This is a genomic window from Curtobacterium sp. MEB011 (assembly GCF_030209655.1).
Classification (GTDB): Bacteria; Actinomycetota; Actinomycetes; order Actinomycetales; family Microbacteriaceae; genus Curtobacterium; species Curtobacterium poinsettiae.
The window spans coordinates 220,161-236,671 of sequence record NZ_JARVRN010000003.1 but is presented as its reverse complement, the minus strand read 5'-3'; the positions used below and the strand labels follow the sequence as shown (position 1 = coordinate 236,671).

General features: G+C 73.2%; 19 protein-coding genes. 7 read left to right on the top strand and 12 right to left on the bottom strand.

The genetic code is table 11. The annotated features are described in order from the left end of the window. Nucleotides 1–384: 384 nt before the first annotated feature. From QRN30_RS05125 to QRN30_RS05110, 4 genes are all read right to left on the bottom strand, one after another. A complete protein-coding gene (locus tag QRN30_RS05125; protein ID WP_017886834.1) occupies nt 385–1,104 on the bottom strand; it encodes a response regulator in 720 nt (239 codons plus the stop codon). Next, nucleotides 1,086–2,360 carry a sensor histidine kinase gene (locus tag QRN30_RS05120; protein ID WP_175470737.1) on the bottom strand — a complete coding sequence of 425 codons (1,275 nt, stop codon included), beginning with the start codon at nt 2,358–2,360 and terminating at the stop codon, nt 1,086–1,088. The genes QRN30_RS05125 and QRN30_RS05120 overlap by 19 nt, the downstream gene beginning before the upstream one ends. Before the next feature lie 82 nt (nt 2,361–2,442). After that, the gene (locus QRN30_RS05115) at nt 2,443–2,751 is read right to left on the bottom strand and encodes a transcriptional regulator (protein ID WP_017886832.1); all 309 of its coding nucleotides are present in this window, start codon (nt 2,749–2,751) and stop codon (nt 2,443–2,445) included. Then, nucleotides 2,748–3,089, bottom strand: coding sequence for a hypothetical protein (locus QRN30_RS05110; RefSeq protein WP_017886831.1), 342 nt, complete (start codon nt 3,087–3,089; stop codon nt 2,748–2,750). Before QRN30_RS05110 ends, QRN30_RS05115 begins: the two co-directional genes overlap by 4 nt. A 195-nt stretch (nt 3,090–3,284) precedes the next feature. Here QRN30_RS05110 and QRN30_RS05105 point away from each other — a divergent pair, with 195 nt between their 5' ends. Then, the gene (locus QRN30_RS05105) at nt 3,285–3,653 is read left to right on the top strand and encodes a YciI family protein (protein WP_083389291.1); all 369 of its coding nucleotides are present in this window, start codon (nt 3,285–3,287) and stop codon (nt 3,651–3,653) included. On the opposite strand, the gene QRN30_RS05100 is transcribed toward QRN30_RS05105, so the two are convergent. Continuing rightward, complete coding sequence (locus tag QRN30_RS05100; RefSeq protein WP_284760577.1) at nt 3,559–4,761, bottom strand: MFS transporter; 1,203 nt, start codon at nt 4,759–4,761, stop codon at nt 3,559–3,561. The genes QRN30_RS05105 and QRN30_RS05100 overlap by 95 nt on opposite strands. Before the next feature lie 62 nt (nt 4,762–4,823). Here QRN30_RS05100 and QRN30_RS05095 point away from each other — a divergent pair, with 62 nt between their 5' ends. Both QRN30_RS05095 and QRN30_RS05090 read left to right on the top strand, forming a co-directional pair. After that, nucleotides 4,824–5,414, top strand: coding sequence for a TetR/AcrR family transcriptional regulator (locus QRN30_RS05095; RefSeq protein ID WP_056070042.1), 591 nt, complete (start codon nt 4,824–4,826; stop codon nt 5,412–5,414). Next, nucleotides 5,411–6,304 (top strand): alpha/beta hydrolase, encoded by an 894-nt coding sequence (locus QRN30_RS05090; protein ID WP_017886828.1) that lies wholly within the window; start codon nt 5,411–5,413, stop codon nt 6,302–6,304. Before QRN30_RS05095 ends, QRN30_RS05090 begins: the two co-directional genes overlap by 4 nt. Before the next feature lie 118 nt (nt 6,305–6,422). Here the strand turns inward: QRN30_RS05090 and QRN30_RS05085 are convergent, their stop codons facing one another. Further along, on the bottom strand, nt 6,423–6,905 hold the full coding sequence (locus tag QRN30_RS05085; protein WP_017886827.1) for an ATP-dependent zinc protease family protein: 483 nt from the start codon (nt 6,903–6,905) through the stop codon (nt 6,423–6,425). A gap of 87 nt (nt 6,906–6,992) precedes the next feature. On the opposite strand from QRN30_RS05085, the gene QRN30_RS05080 reads away from it, so the two are divergent. The 4 genes from QRN30_RS05080 to QRN30_RS05065 all read left to right on the top strand — a co-directional run bounded on the left by QRN30_RS05080 (nt 6,993) and on the right by QRN30_RS05065 (nt 13,014). Continuing rightward, nucleotides 6,993–8,171: a RimK family alpha-L-glutamate ligase gene (locus QRN30_RS05080; RefSeq protein WP_042537686.1), complete on the top strand. Its 1,179-nt coding sequence runs from the start codon at nt 6,993–6,995 to the stop codon at nt 8,169–8,171. Between the two features lie 69 nt (nt 8,172–8,240). Then, nucleotides 8,241–9,314: a 3-oxoacyl-ACP synthase III gene (locus tag QRN30_RS05075; RefSeq protein WP_042537701.1), complete on the top strand. Its 1,074-nt coding sequence runs from the start codon at nt 8,241–8,243 to the stop codon at nt 9,312–9,314. Nucleotides 9,315–9,322: 8 nt separating this feature from the next. Beyond that, nucleotides 9,323–12,028: an alpha/beta fold hydrolase gene (locus tag QRN30_RS05070; RefSeq protein ID WP_284760609.1), complete on the top strand. Its 2,706-nt coding sequence runs from the start codon at nt 9,323–9,325 to the stop codon at nt 12,026–12,028. Further along, nucleotides 12,025–13,014 (top strand): NAD-dependent epimerase/dehydratase family protein, encoded by a 990-nt coding sequence (locus QRN30_RS05065; protein ID WP_214519521.1) that lies wholly within the window; start codon nt 12,025–12,027, stop codon nt 13,012–13,014. The genes QRN30_RS05070 and QRN30_RS05065 overlap by 4 nt, the downstream gene beginning before the upstream one ends. Here QRN30_RS05065 and QRN30_RS05060 read toward each other — a convergent pair. From QRN30_RS05060 to QRN30_RS05035, 6 genes are all read right to left on the bottom strand, one after another. Beyond that, on the bottom strand, nt 12,990–13,565 hold the full coding sequence (locus QRN30_RS05060; RefSeq protein WP_235517570.1) for a gamma-glutamylcyclotransferase family protein: 576 nt from the start codon (nt 13,563–13,565) through the stop codon (nt 12,990–12,992). The two genes, QRN30_RS05065 and QRN30_RS05060, sit on opposite strands and share 25 nt — an antisense overlap. A 100-nt stretch (nt 13,566–13,665) precedes the next feature. Continuing rightward, nucleotides 13,666–14,082, bottom strand: a complete 417-nt coding sequence (locus QRN30_RS05055; protein WP_214519520.1) for an MFS transporter permease — start codon at nt 14,080–14,082, stop codon at nt 13,666–13,668. After that, nucleotides 14,079–15,035: an Asp23/Gls24 family envelope stress response protein gene (locus QRN30_RS05050; protein ID WP_284760576.1), complete on the bottom strand. Its 957-nt coding sequence runs from the start codon at nt 15,033–15,035 to the stop codon at nt 14,079–14,081. Before QRN30_RS05050 ends, QRN30_RS05055 begins: the two co-directional genes overlap by 4 nt. 78 nt (nt 15,036–15,113) lie before the next feature. After that, nucleotides 15,114–15,287 (bottom strand): CsbD family protein, encoded by a 174-nt coding sequence (locus QRN30_RS05045; protein WP_017885408.1) that lies wholly within the window; start codon nt 15,285–15,287, stop codon nt 15,114–15,116. An 83-nt stretch (nt 15,288–15,370) separates the two neighbouring features. Beyond that, nucleotides 15,371–15,934 carry a hypothetical protein gene (locus QRN30_RS05040; protein ID WP_017885409.1) on the bottom strand — a complete coding sequence of 188 codons (564 nt, stop codon included), beginning with the start codon at nt 15,932–15,934 and terminating at the stop codon, nt 15,371–15,373. After that, nucleotides 15,931–16,506: a DUF6286 domain-containing protein gene (locus tag QRN30_RS05035; protein WP_056070061.1), complete on the bottom strand. Its 576-nt coding sequence runs from the start codon at nt 16,504–16,506 to the stop codon at nt 15,931–15,933. Before QRN30_RS05035 ends, QRN30_RS05040 begins: the two co-directional genes overlap by 4 nt. Between the last annotated feature and the right edge of the window lie 5 nt (nt 16,507–16,511).

The following is a 16,511-nucleotide window of genomic DNA, read 5'->3' as shown; positions in this document are numbered from 1 at the left end:
CGGGCGGGGGCCGGCTCCACCGCGTGGGGGAGGAGCGTGCGGGGTGGGTGCGGGCGGGGTACGGGGCGCGTGCGTCGAGTCGGCACGGTGCGGGCTTGTTCGGCTGGTGCGGGTTCGGTTGCTCGGTGCGTCGTGCTGGCGCGGCACGGTGCGGTCAACGCTGCACGGGTTGAACGATGGCGCACGGTGCGGGCGTGGGGTGCGGTGGTGGGCACGGTGCGGGCTTGTTGGGCTGGTGCGGGTTTGGTTGCTCGGTGCGTCGTGCTGGCGGGGCACGGTGCGGTCAACGCTGCACGGGTTGAACGATGGCGCACGGTGCGGAGATGTCTGCGAACTCGGCACCGTGCGGACTTGTCCCGCCGGTGCCGGATCGGTCGGGCTCGGTCAGCCGGCGACGCCGTGCTCGAACGCCCAGACGACCGCCTGGATCCGGTCGCGCAGTGCGAGCTTCTGCAGCACGTTCGACACGTGGGTCTTCACGGTGGCGTCCCCGACGTAGAGCTCGGCGGCGATCTCCGCGTTGCTCAGGCCTCGGGCGAGGAGCCGCAGCACCTCGGTCTCCCGCTCGGTGAGCCCGGCGGCGGTGAGCGCATCCCGGCCGGACGTCGCTGCCGTCGCGGTGGTCGCCGGCTCGGGCCGGGTCTCCGGCAGCGTCGTCGCCGTCGCCCGGCTGATCACCCGCCGCGTGACGTCCGGCGCGAGCAGGGCGTCCCCGGCGGCGACGGTCCGCACCGCGTCGATCAGCCGCTCGGGGGAGGCGTTCTTCAGCAGGAACCCGCTCGCTCCCGCCTCGAGCGCCTGGAACAGTGCATCGTCGCTGTCGAACGTCGTGAGGATGAGCACCGCCGGCGGGTCCGGCAGCGCCGCGATCCGCCGCGCGGCCTCGAGCCCGTCGACGCCGGGCATCTGCACGTCGAGGCAGACCACGTCGGGGCGAAGCGCCTGCACGGCCTCGACCGCCCGCGCTCCGTCCGACGCCTCTCCGACCACCCGGAAGCCCGGCTCGGACTCCAGGATCACGCGGAACCCGGCACGGACGAGTTCCTGGTCGTCGGCCAGCACGATGGTCAGGTCGGCCGTCCCGTTCACGTCGTCGGCAGCCATGCACGCACCAGGTAGCCTCCCCGGGCGCGTGGCCCGATCTCGATCCGTCCGTCCACGGCGTCGACGCGTTCCCGCATCCCGACGTGCCCGAGCCCGCTGCCGGAGGTGCTCTGGGCTGCACGGGCACCGAGTCCGTCGTCCGCGACCTCGACCTCGACGCTGTCGTCCAGGTACCGCAGCCGGACGTCGGCGCGGGCGGTCGGTCCGGCGTGCTTCAGGATGTTCGTCACCGCTTCCTGCACGATCCGGTACGCCACGGCGGCCACCGTCGGTGGCACCGGGCGCTCGGTACCCACGACGACGTACTCGGCGGGGTGGCCGGCCACCCGGGCCGACTCGGCCAGTTCGGCAATCCGCGTGATGCCCTCGGTGCTCGGCCCGTCGCCACCGGTCGTCCCGCCGCCGGCCGCATCGTCGTCGGAGCGCAGGGTACCGAGCATCCGCCGCAGCTCCTCCACCGCGGTACGGGCGTTCTCCTCCACCACCTCGAGCGATGCGGACGCCTGCCCCGGGTCGCGGTCGAGCACGCGCCGTGCCGCACCCGCCTGCACACCCATCAGCGACACGTGGTGGGCGACGACGTCGTGCAGCTCGCGGGCGATCCGCACCCGCTCGATCGTGACCGCTTGCGCGGCCGACCGTTCCCGCTCCGCGGCGAGTTCGGCGGTGCGCTCGGCGAGCTGGTGCCGCGCGACGGCGGAGGCCCAGGCGCGGTTGCCGGCGTACCAGGCGGCGCCGAAGTAGATCACGTTGATGAAGATGTTGAGCAGCGAGATCGCCACGTACGGCGCCACGGGCGAGTCCGTGTCGTTCGGCAGGGAGTTCGGTGACGCCCACCCGAACGAGATCGCGATGAACAGCCACGCGAACATGCCACCGATGACGACCCAGCGCACCGCTTCCGACCGGACACGGTCCGAGCACCACGCTCCGACCGTGTACAGCGCGATGAAGAGCGTGAAGTTGACGAGGAAGACCTCGGGGACACGGAGCAGCTGCGTCGCGGCGAACGCCACCGCCGACACCAACGCCACCGACATGGGGAACCGTCGGCGGAACGCGATCGGTGCCGCGTTCGCGACGATCATCAGGGCCGAGACCCACCAGACGGCCTGGTCGTCGCCGTACGTGCCGGCCGACCCGTACAGGAACGTCGTGAGCGCGAGCCCACCGGCCAGCACCACGGCGAGCACCGTGTCCTGTCGGTACTCGTGCCGCCCCACCGGCAGTCGCGACCACTCCGCCGTCGTCCCCACTCGCGAAACGCTAGCGGAATCCCGGTGCGATGTCGCCATCACGCTGGACTGCTCGGCGTCCGCTCGCTTCACGGTGCTCTGGTCACCCGTCGGGTTCGGCGATCGCCAGGATGACGGCGACGTGCCGCTCGAACGCATCTCGTCCTGCGTCGGTGAGGGCGAGCCAGCTCCTCGTGCTCCGCCCCACGCGAAGCCTGCGGACGCGGAGGAACCCCGCCTCGCCCAGAACCGCCGCTGCTTGGGACAGTGTTGAGTCGCTGACCTCGAGTGCGTCCCGGACGACACCGAACTCCGCTTCGTCCACCGTCCTGAGCAGGGCGAGCAGTGAGAACCGCACCGGCGAGTGGATCCGGTCGTCGAGTTCGTGCCGAGGGTGGGCGCCGCTCGTCATCGGCGCCGCGGCCGAGCCTGCGCTGCCGCCACGATGAGTGGAGCTGCGACGACGAGCGAGGTCGCTCCCCATGCCATCAGCGACGTCGACCCGTCGAGTCCTCGGAGCACCGCGGCGTCGAGCGGAGCAACGGCGAGGACGTAGAGGACGCCGGTTGCGACCCAGGCGACGGTCATCAGTCGGTTGCCTCCGCGGGGGACGACCCGCCGGGTACTCGCGACGAGCCACAGTGCGATGACGGCGACAGCGGCAATCGCGAGGACGGGCAGCCGCGGGGCACCCAGCCCCTCGGCCACGAACACGAAGGACGCGACCAGGGCGGCACTGCACAGGAACACCGGCGTCTGCCAGCCGCGCCCTTGCCTGAGGCGAGTCCCGGCTGCAGCTCCTCGAGAGGACGAATTCATGTTCACAGAGGGTAAACGTGAAACTGCCGCATCTGCGGATGTCCCAGTGGAACCGCAGCTTCGGGGCGAAGAGGCCGGTCAGTGCGCGACGAGAGTAGCCTCCCGCCAACGAGCAGGGGAGACGCCATGCAGTTCCTCGTCAACGTCATCGACGACGGCCAGGCCGCCGCCGTCGGCAACACGTACTCCGCGACCGACGCCGAAGCCGCCGCGGTCGACGCCTTCAACGCCCGGATGGCCGACGCGATCGTGTTCGCGGCCGGGGTCTCCGCACCGGCCGACGCCACCCTGGTCGACGCCCGTGCAGGTGCGGGCGACGCGGCCACCGGACCCGCGACGGCCGGGCGCGCCACGACCGGACCCGCGACCGCCACCGACGAGTACGTCGCCGGCTTCTGGGTCATGGAGCTCCCGGACGCCGAGACGGCGGCCCGGGTGGCGCACCAGGCGTCGCAGGCGTGCAACCGGAAGATCGAGCTCCGCCCGCTGCTCTGACGGCACGGACCCCACCCGGCCGACGGACCACCGCGGGGACGGCGCTCGCCGCGGTCACGACGGCCCCGACCACGAACGTCGCGACGAACCCGATCGCACCGACGAGCGCTCCGGCACCCGCCGCGCCGACGGCCTGCCCGAGCACGAGTGCGACGAACAGCATCGACGTGCCGGCCGACGACCGCTCGGAGTCGATCTCGGTCGTCCACGCGATCAGCGCCCCGGTCGCCGCCGTGTAGCCCCAACCGAACACGGCACACGCCAGCAGTGCTGCGACCGTCGACTGCGGCAAGGCCCCCAGCACGAGGACGGCGACGGCGACCGAGCCCGCCGTGACCGCCCAGAGGGTCCGGGCGTGCAGTCCGTTCGTCCACCGCGCAGTGACCACGACGGCCGCTCCGCCGACCCCGAGCGCGATCCAGGCCGACACCGAGACCACGACCGACGCACCGGCGTCCACCAGGGCCGAACGACCGTAGGTCCAGACGACGGCGGACCCGGCCCCGAACAGCAGCGCCAGCACGATGACCCCTCGGTGCGCCGCGAACCACGGAGCACCGGGCAGTGGGGGCCGGGATGTCGCCGCACCACCCCGGGACACCACGAGCAACAGGGTTCCGACGGCCAGGGCGAACACCGCGGACACCGCCCAGGCCGTCCGCCAGTCGGGCAGCAGCACGAGCGCGAGGACCCCGGCGCCCACGAGCCCCGGTCCGGTGCCGGCGTTCACGACCGCCTGCGCTCGACCGAGCAACGCGGACGGCACCTGCTCCGCGACGAGTCGCACGAGTGCGGGGGACGCGAGCCCGGCGCCCGCCGACGCGAGCACTGCGCTGACACCGAACGGCACCGGACCGTCGGCGGTGGCCATGGCGATCGCACCGACCCCCGCCACCAGCGTGGCAACCGCGACGAGGACCCGGGGCATCCGTGCGGCGAGCAGGAACCCGGCGACCGCACCGACGCAGTACAGCGCCGAGGCGCCCGACGAGACCCATCCGGCGGCGTCGGACCGGAGCCCCAGGTCGCGTTGCACGTCGGGCAGGAACAGCCCGTACGCCAGCCGCACCAGGCCGTAGGTGGCCGCGATCAGGCCGAGTCCGCTCACGAGGAGCAGTCGATGTCGCAACGAAAACGATCGTTTCACTTTTCAGACCCTAGGGTGCTGTCATGGTGATGCGCCCAGGAACCGAGCAACGGCTGCTCGACGCCGCCGAGGAGCTCTTCTTCTCGCAGGGGATCGCCGCCACCCCGATCGACGCCGTCCTCGAACGGGCCGGGGTCTCGACGGCGACGCTCTACCGCGGCTACGCGAGCAAGGAGGCACTCGTCGCCGCGGCCCTCACCCGTCGCCACGACGACTGGATCGCCACCTGGGACCGTGCGGTCGCCGCCGAACGGGACGACCTGGGCCGGCTGCTGGCCGTGTTCGACGCCCTCGACGAGTACCGCTCGACGCCCACGGGCTCCCGCTGGTGCGCCTTCCTCGGCACCGCCGCCGAGTACGCGGACGCGCCAGCCGAGGTCCGGCAGGTCCTGGACCTCGAGACCACCACGTTGCGGCAGCGGCTCGTGTCGCGGGCCGCGCCGGTGGTCGGTCCCCGTGCCGAGGCCCTCGCCGACCAGCTGCTCCTCATCGTCTCCGGTTCCCTTGCGATGCGGTTGCGCGACCCCGCGCTCGACACGACGACGGCACGGTCCGTCGCCGCGTCCCTCATCCGGGAACACACCACCCCCGACGGAACGGCGCCCACCCCATGACCCGATCGCGTGCTGCCACGATCACCCGCCGTTCCCTGCTGATCGGCGGGACGGGCGTCGTCGCCGCGGGAGCCGTGGCCGAGGCGATCAACCTCGGACTGCTGCCCGGGCGCTCGACCATGTACCGGGTCCTCGGTCTGGACGGCACCGACGGCACGGTCCCCGACGTCGAGCCCGTCCCCACGACCTCCGGCACCTTCGTGTCGGCGGCGCGGAAGGGCCGCACCGTCGGCTGGACGATCGCGGCACCGGCGTCCGACACCCCCTTGCCGGTGGCGGTCGCGCTGCACGGGTACGGCGACGACCACACCTCGTTCTTCGGGCGCAGCCTGGGCTACGACCGGTTCCTCGCGGCGCACGTGGCCGCCGGCGGAGCCCCGTTCGCGATCGCCTCGATCGACGGTGGCAACCGCTACTGGCACCCACGAGCCGACGGGGACGACCCCGCCGCGATGGTCGTCGACGAGTTCCTGCCCCTGATCGCCCGCCGCGGGTACGACACCGACCGCCTCGCCGTGACCGGCTACTCGATGGGTGGCTTCGGCGCGCTCCGGCTCGCAGGGGTCCTCGGCGCCGCGCGCGTCCGGGCCGTCTCGGCCATCAGCCCCGCGCTCTGGAAGTCGGCCGCCGACACCGCCCGCGGCGCCTTCGACGACGCAGCCGACTTCCGCGCGAACACCGTCCTCGGGCGGCAGCGTGCGCTCGACGGCGTCGCGGTCCGCGTCGACTGCGGCAACGGCGACGGGTTCGCGCCGGCGGTGCACGCCTACGTCGACGGCTTCGCCGAGCCGCCGGCCGGGGGCTTCGCACCCGGCGGCCACACGCACGGCTACTGGCGCCGTCTGGCGCCGCAGCAGCTCGCCTTCCTCGGCCGCCACCTCGGTCACTGACCCGACCAGCGCCCGAGACGCGCGCCGAGGCGGACGGGAGGCCCGTGGCGGCCCCGCACCGCGCCTCCAGGCCGTCGACCGGTCGCGGCAACGGCCCGTGCCGGGTGACCAGGACCGCTCAGGCGCGCCCGCGGTTGCGGCGCCGGATCTCCTTCGGAGCCCGCCCGGCCACGAAGGACCGCGCAGGATCGACGAGGAAGCCCTGCCGGAGCGCCTCGCGCCCGACGAGCATCCGGAAGCCCATCTGGTCGCGGTTGCTCAGCGTGACCTCGGACTCGACGACGCGCCCGGCCAGGGCGATCTGCGTCAGCACCACGATGCGTTCCTGGGTGTGCCCGGTGGAGCTGCGGACGACGCGCCGGTCGTGCACGTCGCACTCGATCGTGGCGGCGTCGGCATCGGTGTCCTGCCAGGGGTGCAGCGAGAACCGGACCCGCTCGCCGGGCAGTTCCTCGAGGTCGAAGGCGTGCAACGCGGAGCTCCGGGCGCCGGTGTCGAGCTTCACCTTGATCCACGGCACGCCGAGGTCCGGCAGGCCCGCCCACTCCCGCCACCCGGCGACGACGAGCCCGCTGTCGGAGGACTTCGGAGCTCGGGCCATGTGCCCATCCTGTCGCATGCTCCGCGGCCACGTCCGCATGCTTTGATGGAGCGTCGCCGTCGATCCGACCCAGCGGAGAACCCCTCGATGAAACTCGCCATCCTGTCGCGTGCGCCCCAGGCGTACTCGACCCAGCGCCTCCGCGCAGCGGCACTCGACCGCGGGCACGAGGTCAAGGTGCTCAACACGCTGCGCTTCGCGATCGACCTGTCCGGTGACGACCCGGACCTGCTCTACCGCGGCAAGCTGCTGAGCGACTACGACGCCGTGCTGCCGCGCATCGGCAACTCGATCACCTACTACGGCACCGCCGTCGTGCGGCAGTTCGAGCAGATGGACGTCTACACGCCGAACACGGCGAACGGCATCACGAACTCGCGCGACAAGCTCCGGGCGAACCAGATCCTGTCGCGGCACGACATCGGCATGCCGGCGACGACCTTCGTGGCCGGCCGCAACGACGTGCGCGGCGCGATCGAGCGGGTCGGCGGCGCGCCCGTCGTCATCAAGCTCCTCGAAGGCACGCAGGGCATCGGCGTGATCCTGGCACCCGAGGCGAAGGTCGCCGAGTCGATCGTCGAGACCCTGCACTCCACCAAGCAGAACGTCCTGATCCAGCGGTTCATCGCCGAGAGCCGCGGCCGGGACATCCGTGCCCTGGTCGTCGGCGACCGGGTCGTCGCGGCGATGCGCCGGACCGCCTCGGGTGACGAGTTCCGGTCGAACGTGCACCGCGGCGGCACCGTCGAGAAGGTCACGCTCACGCCCGAGTACGAGGCCGTGGCCGTCCGTTCGGCGCAGATCATGGGCCTGAAGGTCGCCGGCGTCGACATGCTCGAGGGCAACGACGGGCCGCTCGTGATGGAGGTCAACTCCTCACCGGGGCTCGAGGGCGTCGAGCGTGCCACCGGCCTCGACATCGCCGGTGCGGTCGTCGACTTCATCGCGAACCAGGTGGCGTTCCCCGAGATCGACGTCCGCCAGCGGCTGTCCGTCTCGACCGGCTACGGCGTCGCCGAGCTCCTCGTGCACACCAACGCGGACCTGGTCGGCAAGACGATCAAGGAGTCCGGGCTCTGGGACCGCGACATCACGGTCCTCACCCTGCACCGTGGCTCGAACGTCATCCCGAACCCACGCAGCGGCGTCGTCCTGGAGCCGGGTGACCGCCTGCTCTGCTTCGGCAAGCTCGAGGAGATGCGGTCGATGATCCCGGAGCGCCGCAAGCGGCGCGCGAAGGTGCGGAAGCTGCCGAAGGACGTCTGATCCGGAGCCGTCCAGCGCATCCGGATCGCGCACACAGGCCAGATGCGGAAGTATGTGTCGGTGACGATCATGACGGAACGGCCGGTCGACCAGGCATCGAGCAGTGAACCGGAGCAGCCCGGCAACGCCACGGCGAAGCACCGGAACGTCTCACTGCTCTCCGTGGCGACCACCACGGCGGAGCGTGTGACGACCTCGGCCGACATCGAGGCCAAGCTCCGTGGGGTCCTCCGTCGACTCCGTCTGCCGATGGGACTGCTCGAGCGCGTCGCCGGGGTCATCGAACGTCGCAACTGGGGCGAGGGGCAGACCTTCCAGGACGCCGCGATCGACGCCGGCCGCCGTGCCATGGCCGAGGCCGGGGTGCGTCCGGACGAGATCGGCCTGCTCATCAACACCTCGGTGACCCGTCCGCACCTGGAGCCGTCGGTGGCCGTCCGCCTGCACCACGGGCTCGGGCTGCCGTCGTCGGCCATCAACTTCGACATCGCGAACGCGTGCCTCGGGTTCGTCAACGCCATGAGCGTCGCCGCGGGCATGATCGACTCCGGGCAGATCAAGTACGCGCTCGTCGTCGACGGCGAGGACGCCGACCAGGTGCAGCTCAACACCATCGACCGCCTGAACCAGGGCGGGCGGAACCGCAAGGACTTCATGAGCGAGTTCGCCAGCCTGACCCTCGGGTCCGGCGCCGCGGCGGCCGTGCTCGGCCCGGCGGACCTGCACCCCGAAGGACACCGGATCGTCGGCGGCGTCACCCGCGCGGCGACCCAGTGGTACGACCTGTGCGTCGGCAGCGTCGACGGCATGTTCACGGACGCCAAGATGCTGCTCAAGGGCGGCATGGAGCTCGTCGTCGCCGCCTGGACCGAGGCCCGCGCCCACTTCGACTGGGCCGACATGGACCGCTACGTGCTGCACCAGGTCTCCGACGTGCACACCAACGCCTTCGTCGAGGCGATCGGCATCCCGCGCGACAAGGTCCCCACCACCTACCAGCGGTTCGGCAACGTCGGCCCCGCGTCGATCCCGATCACCCTGGCCGACGAGGTCGCCTCCGGCGGCATCCGTCGCGGTGACCGCGTGTTCCTGGGCGGCGTCGGCTCCGGCATCAACACGGCGATGATGGAACTCCACTGGTGAGGTCCCGGTTGCCCCGCGTCGCCGCGAGCACGGCTCCGGCGACGCAGCCACCCTCCCTGCCCGGCCTCGACCCGGCGTGGTCGCGTCTGGTCACGGTCCCCGCGTGGTCCGGAGATCGCAGGGGAGGAACGGATCGCGCCGCGCGCACCTGGCACCTCCTCGACACGGCCGGGTCCCTGGCCGCGCTCGGCGTGGAACCGGTCGGCACCATCCTGTGCGTGCACGGCAACCCGACCTGGTCGTACCTCTGGCGGTCGGTGCTCCGCACCTCGCTCGAGGTCGCCCAGGCCGGCGGCCCGGCCTGGCGCGTGGTCGCCGTCGACCAGCTCGACATGGGCTTCTCGGAGCGCACCGGCGTCGAGCGGGGGCTGCCGCAGCGCGTCGCGGACCTCGGTGCCCTGACCGACGAACTCGGGCTGACCGGCCCGGTCGTCACCCTCGGCCACGACTGGGGTGGTGTGGTGTCGCTCGGCTGGGCGGTCGACCACCCGGACGTCCTGGCCGCCGCGATGACGTGCAACACCGCGGTGCACCAGCCCGACGAGGCCCCGATCCCGGCACCGCTGCGGCTCGCCCTCGGCCCCGGCATGCTCGGCCGCGCGACGGTCGTGACGCCGGCGTTCCTCGAGACCACCCTGGCCATCGCGCACCCGAAGCTCGACCGTGCCACGGCCGACGGCTACCGGGCGCCCTACCGCGGTGCCGCGCGGCGCGGTGGCATCGGCGGCTTCGTCGCGGACATCCCTGTCGACGCCCGGCACCGGAGTGCGCCGGAGCTCGACCGCATCGCTGCGGGTGTGGCGGCGCTCGACGTGCCGGCGCTCCTGCTCTGGGGTCCGCGTGACCCGGTGTTCCTCGAGCGCTACCTGGACGACCTGACCGAGCGGATGCCGCACGCCGACGTCCACCGGTTCGAGGGCGCCGGGCACCTGCTGCCTGATGACGCCGACGTGGCGGGCGCGGTGTTCGACTGGCTCGGTGACCGCCTGCCGGACGGTGGCCGTCCTGCACAGGCCGACCCGGGCCTCCAGTCCGGACCCGTGGACACGGACCGGCCCGCCGCGGCGACGCCGCCGCTCTGGGCGCGGCTCGACGAGCTGCGGGGGAGTGACGAACCCGCCCTGGTCGAGATGGCCGCCCCTGGCGGTCCCCGCACGATCACGTGGCGGCTGCTCGCCCGACGGGTCGACGAGATCGCCGCCGGGCTGGACGACCTGGGGGTCCGGAGCGGCGACCGTGTCTCGCTCCTGGTGACCCCCGGTGCCGACCTGACCGCCGTCCTGTACGCCTGCGTGCGGATCGGGGCGGTCGTCGTCGTCGCCGATGCCGGTCTCGGCCTCGGCGGCCTGACCCGCGCGGTCCGCGGTGCCCGACCCGACTGGATCATCGGCGCGCTGCCCGGCCTCGGTGCCGCGCGTGCCCTCGGCTGGCCGGGGCGACGCATCGCGACGGTCTCGCTGCCCGCACCGGCACGGAGGGCGCTGCGCGTCGAGCACACGCTCGTCGACGTCGCCCGACGTGGTGCGCGTCGTCTCGCGCACGGGGCGGAACTGCCGGCAGCGCCGTCGCCGGACGCGCCCGCCGCGGTGCTGTTCACCTCGGGGTCGACCGGCCCGGCGAAGGGCGTCGTGTACACGCACGGGCAGCTGAGCGCCGTCCGGGACGCCCTGGCGACCCAGTACGACGTCGGGGTCGGCACCGGACTCGTCGCCGGGTTCGCACCGTTCGCGCTGCTCGGCCCGGCCCTCGGCGCCAGGTCGGTCGCGCCGGACATGGACGTCACCGCACCGCGCACGCTCACGGCGAAGGCGGTCGCTGCGTCGGTCGCCGCCGCCGATGCCACCCTGGTGTTCCTGTCGCCGGCAGCGCTGGCCAACGTCGTCGAGACTGCGTCGGAGCTCACCGACGCCGACCGTGCGGCGCTGCGGGGCGTGCGGCTGTTCCTGTCGGCCGGCGCTCCCGTGTCGGCCGCGCTGCTGACCGCGGCGACCGAGCTGATGCCGAACGCCACTGCCCACACCCCCTACGGCATGACCGAGGGGCTGCTCATGACCGACGTCGACCTGGACGGGGTCCGCGCCGCCGGCCGGTCCGCCGACGAGGGGATCTGCGTCGGGGTGCCAGCGGCGAACGTCCGCGTCCGCATCGCGCCGCTCGACGGTTCCGGTCGCGCGACCGGAGCCCTGACGGACGCGCCCGGGGTCACCGGCGAGATCGTCGTCGCGGCACCGCACGTGCGCGACCACTACGACCGGCTCTGGCGCACCGACCGGGTCTCGCGCCTCGGAGTCGACGACCCGCGCGGGCACCGCACCGGGGACGTCGGACACCTCGACTCCGCGGGACGGGTCTGGGTCGAAGGCCGTCTGCAGCACGTGCTCACCACGCCCGACGGGGTCGTCACACCGGTCGGGCCGGAGCAGCGGATCGAGGGCGTCGACGGTGTCGGACGTGCCGGGGTGGCGGGCATCGGTCCGATCGGCACGCAGCAGGTTGTGGCCGTCGTCGAGACCGAACCCGCCGGGCGCCGGCCGCGTCTGGCGTCGCCGCAGCTCGCCGCCGCGGTCCGCGCTGCCGCCGGGGTCCGGCTCGCCGCGGTGCTCGTCGTGCCCGTGCTGCCGACCGACATCCGGCACAACTCCAAGGTCGATCGCACCCGGCTGTCGCGCTGGGCCGGCTCGGTGCTGTCCGGCGGACGGATGGTCCGGCCGTGAAGGTCCTGGTCACCGGGGCCAGCGGGTTCCTCGGGCAGGCCACCGCCGCGGCCGTGCGGGACGCCGGGCACGAGGTCCGCACCTTCCAGCGCCGTCCCTCGGGCGTCGCCGGCGTGCAGGACGTCGCCGGCACGATGACCGACGACGCTGCGCTCGCCCGCGCGGTCGACGGGGTCGACGCCGTCGTGCACCTGGCCGCCAAGGTGTCGCTCGCCGGGGACCCCGCCGACTTCGCCCGGGTCAACGTCGACGGGACGCGATCGCTGCTGCGAGCCGCCCGTGCCGCCGGGGTCGCGCGCTTCGTCTTCGTGTCGTCGCCGTCGGTCGCGCACACCGGGTCGTCGCTCGTCGGGGCCGACGCCGGACCCGCCGAACCGTCCCGTGCCCGTGGCGACTACGCCCGCACCAAGGCCGCGGCGGAGCTGCTGGCACTCGACGCCGACGCCCCGGACTTCGCCGTCGTGGCGGTCCGGCCGCACCTGGTGTGGGGGCCGGGTGACACGCAGCTCGTCGGACGGATCGTCGAGCGGGCCCGAGCAGGACGGCTCCCGCTGCTCGACTCCGGCGCCGCGCTCATCGACACGCTCTACGTCGACAACGCCGCGACGGCCATGGTCGCGGCACTCGAGCGCGTCACGGACGACGGCGTGCACGGCAACGCGTACGTCGTCACGAACGGTGAGCCCCGCCCGGTCGCCCACCTGCTCGCCGGCATCTGCACGGCATCGGGCGTCCGGCCACCGCAGTGGCACGTGCCGGCGGCGGTCGCCCGGATCGCCGGCTCAGTGGTCGAGGCCGTCTGGCGTGTCCGACCGGGTGAGGACGAGCCGCCGATGACCCGGTTCCTGGCCGAACAGCTCTCGACCGCGCACTGGTTCGACCAGCGACGGACCCGGCAGGACCTGCGGTGGACCCCGTCGGTGTCGATCGACCAGGGGCTGGAGCGGCTGCGCGTTGCGGCTCAGGCCTCGTCGGCCGCCACGTAGACCCAGGCCGTCCAGCCCGAGGCCAGCGTGACCTGGATGCGCTGGTAGTCGGCGACCTCGTAGTCGTCGACCGCGCGGAGCTGCCACTCGTACCCGAGCGTCAGGGCCACGCCCTCGACGACGTCGCCCGCGGCGCCGCGGCGCAGGATCGGGTGCCGGTCGGAGCCGCTCGTCCGGATGACGTCCGGGTCGGTGATCGTCACCCAGTCGAGTCGCCAGCCGGGCAGGGAGTCCGCGGTCGTCGGGACGTGGTCGCCGAACAGGGACTCCTGCACCAGGGGCTGCTGGAGGGTGCCGTACGAGAAGACCCGGTGCGTCGCTCCGGGGCGCGGCGTCGGACGCTTGACGGGACGCGGCGCGATCGCCGGGGTCGAGGTCCAGACGAGTGCACCGGCCAGGCCGGTCAGGCCGAGGTGCAGCAGCCCGATGATGCCGACGACGCCGCCCCAGGGGAAGCCGACCGCGAACGCGATGATCCCGACGACGAGACAGACGAGCGCGAACGCGCCGAGACCGATGACCCAGCGCTGGCCGGGGGAGAGACGCTTCACGTCGCGAGGCTAGCGGACGGGCAGTGGACCGGAGGACCACCCGGGTGCGCCGACGTGGGCGGGCGGGGCGGGCCTCCAGGCCGGGACCGCGTGCACGACGTCAGCCGGTGAAGCGGTTCCAGAGTTCCGTGACGATCGGCCAGACGTCGCCGGCACGGTCGGCGGACCCGACGGCGACCAGGACGACGGGGACCAGGGTGACGGCCACGCTCACCAGGACGGCGAGCACGACGGCGGTCGTCGCTGTGGCGGTGTGCCGGCGGGTCAGGGCGAGCAGGAGCAGGGCGAGCACCACGACCGCGCCGAGCAGGGCGATGAGGGTGACGCGGACGAACGGGAACGGCACGAGGCCGGCGGTCGTGGCGGTGACCCCGCCGAGGAACCCGACCAGTGGCAGGAAGCCGCCGACCGCGATGGCGAGCACGAGGAAGACCCCGGTGCCGCCGGCGATCCAGACGCCGCGGGGTCGGGGGCGCCGGTCGCGGGACCGGCGCCCTCCGGACCAGGCGGTGGTCACGGCTGGTCCCGGTGCCGCGGTACCGCTGCGGCGTCGGCGGCCGAGTCAGCGGCGTCGTCAGCCGCTTCTGCCGCGGCATCGGCGGCGTCGGCGGCCCGGTCGCGGGTCGTGCCAGCTGTCTCGACGACGACGTCGCGGGCCTGTTCGGCGGCGTCCTTCGCGGACGATGCCGCGTCGGCGGCCTGTTCCGATGCGCGGGCGAGGGACTCCGAGGCGGAGTCGCGAACACGCTCGCCGGTCTCGGCAGCGGCGTCGACGGCACGCTTCGTCGTGTCGGCGGTGGCGTCGGCAGCCTGCTTGGTGGCGTCGGCGGTGGCGGACGCTGCCTGCTTGGTGGCGTCGGCGGTGGCGGACGCTGCCCGCTTGGTGGCGTCAGCGGTGGCGTCGGCAGCCTGCTTCGTCGCGTCCGCCGTGGCCGTGGCAACGCGCTTCGTGGCGTCCGCGGTCGTCTCGGCGGCCCGCTTGACGGCGTCGCCGGTCGACTCGGCCGCCTGCTTGAGGGCGTCGGTCGTCTGCTCGGCGGCGCGACCCAGCGGGGACTGCTCGTCGTCGAACGGGCCGTGCACGTCGAGGACGCGCACGTCGACCGTGGTGTGCAGGTCGGACAGCTGGCGCGTCGCTGCGCTCACCTGCTGCCGGACCTCGGCGGCGACGTCGAGCACCGGGTGCGGGTAGCTGACGACGACGGCGACCTGGACACTGAGCTCGCCGTCCTGTTCGTCGACCTGCACGCCGGCGGTACCGGCCGAGCGGCCGAGCTGCTTCCGCAGCTGGTCGGCGGCACGGGCGGCGATCCCGCCGAGGTGGTGCACGCCGGGCACGCCGAGTGCGGTCTCCGCCGCGGTGCGCGCGACGATCGTCGCGGTGCTCGCGTCGTCGGGCAGCGGCTCCGTCAGTGCTGCGGGCAGGGCCACCTCGGTGACCTGCGTGTTCGCATGGGGGTCGTGCTGCATGGTTCCTCCTCGTTCGGGATCAGCGCGGGGACGCGTCGGGGCACCCGTTCGACGGGTGCCCCGACGCGGTCGTGCGACCTACTTCTTGAAGACGTCCTTGACGTCCTCGCCGGTCTGCTTCGCGCTCGCAGCGGTCTGGTCCTTCTTGCCTTCGGCGACCTTGGCGTCGTCGTTGGTCAGGTTGCCGACGGCTTCCTTCGCCTTGCCGGCGAGGTCCTGAGCGGCGTTCTTGATCTTGTCGTCGAGTCCCATGACGGGTCCTTTCGTGGGTGGGCGTGTGCCCGGTGGTGTGGAGGTGGGCCGGGAGGCCCGGGGGTGCGTCCGGCTGACGGGTGTCAGTGGACGCGGGTCGCCTTCGCGAGCGCGGAGCGGGTACCGCCGGTCAGGTGCACGAGCACCGGGACCGGACGGCCGAGGGTGCGGTCGAGGACCGCGACGGCTCGGTCGACGGCGTCGAGCACGGTGACGGCGTCCCCGCCGCGGCGGACCGCGACACGGATCCGTGCGGCGCGCTGCCGGCGGACGAGGTAGGTGTCGACGCGGGAGCCGACCACGTCGCGGACACCCGCGAGTTCGTGTTCGACGACGTCCCGGACGAGTGCGACGTTGATGGTGACCGCGTCGTCGCCCGAGCGTTCCCGGACGGCGACGGACGTGCCGCCACCACCGCGGGTGGACGCCCACACGAGTGACAGGACGACCACGAGGGCCGCGGCCCCGGCGACGATCCACAGCGCGGACGCGGGCACGTCGAGGCTGCGGGGGAGGTCGACGTACGGCTTGAGCGCATCCTGGACGGCGGGCAGGACACCCGCGCCCATCGCGATCCCGACGACGACGGCGACCAGGCCGAGGACGAACAGGATGATCCGGTTGAGGGTCCGGTTGCTCTTGGTCATGCGAGGGTTCCCTTCTCCTCGACCCGGACGCGGACGCGTCGGCCGAAACGCTCGTCGAGGCCGCTCAGGCGCTCCACGACGGCGGCGCGGACGGTCGCCTCGTCGACCGGCACACCGGTGACGGGGACGATGCGGACCTCGGTGGAACGGCCGCGGGCGGTGGCGGAGGCGTTCCCCTCGGGGACGCCGGCCGCCATGCCGGCGGCGTTCGCCGCGGTGGAGGCGACGATGCGGGAGTCGATGACGACCGCACCACGCTCGTGCTCGACGACCGATCGGTGCTGGCGACCGGGCTTGAGGGCCAGGACGACCAGCACGACGCCGAGGACGACGAGCACACCGGCGATGACCTCGACGATGGTGACGAACGCGGCGTCCGGGCGGAGCGCCGTGTCGACCACGGTCTGGGGGTCGGCGACCAGCGGTGGGCGTCCGATGGCGCTGAGCACCGACTCGGTGCCGATCCAGGCGGCCACCAGGGCGAGCACCACGAGGGCCACCGCCACTGCTGTGGAGCGGGAGCGGTGCACGCTCCGACGACGGATGCGTCGTTCGACGGAACCGTTGCTCATGATGG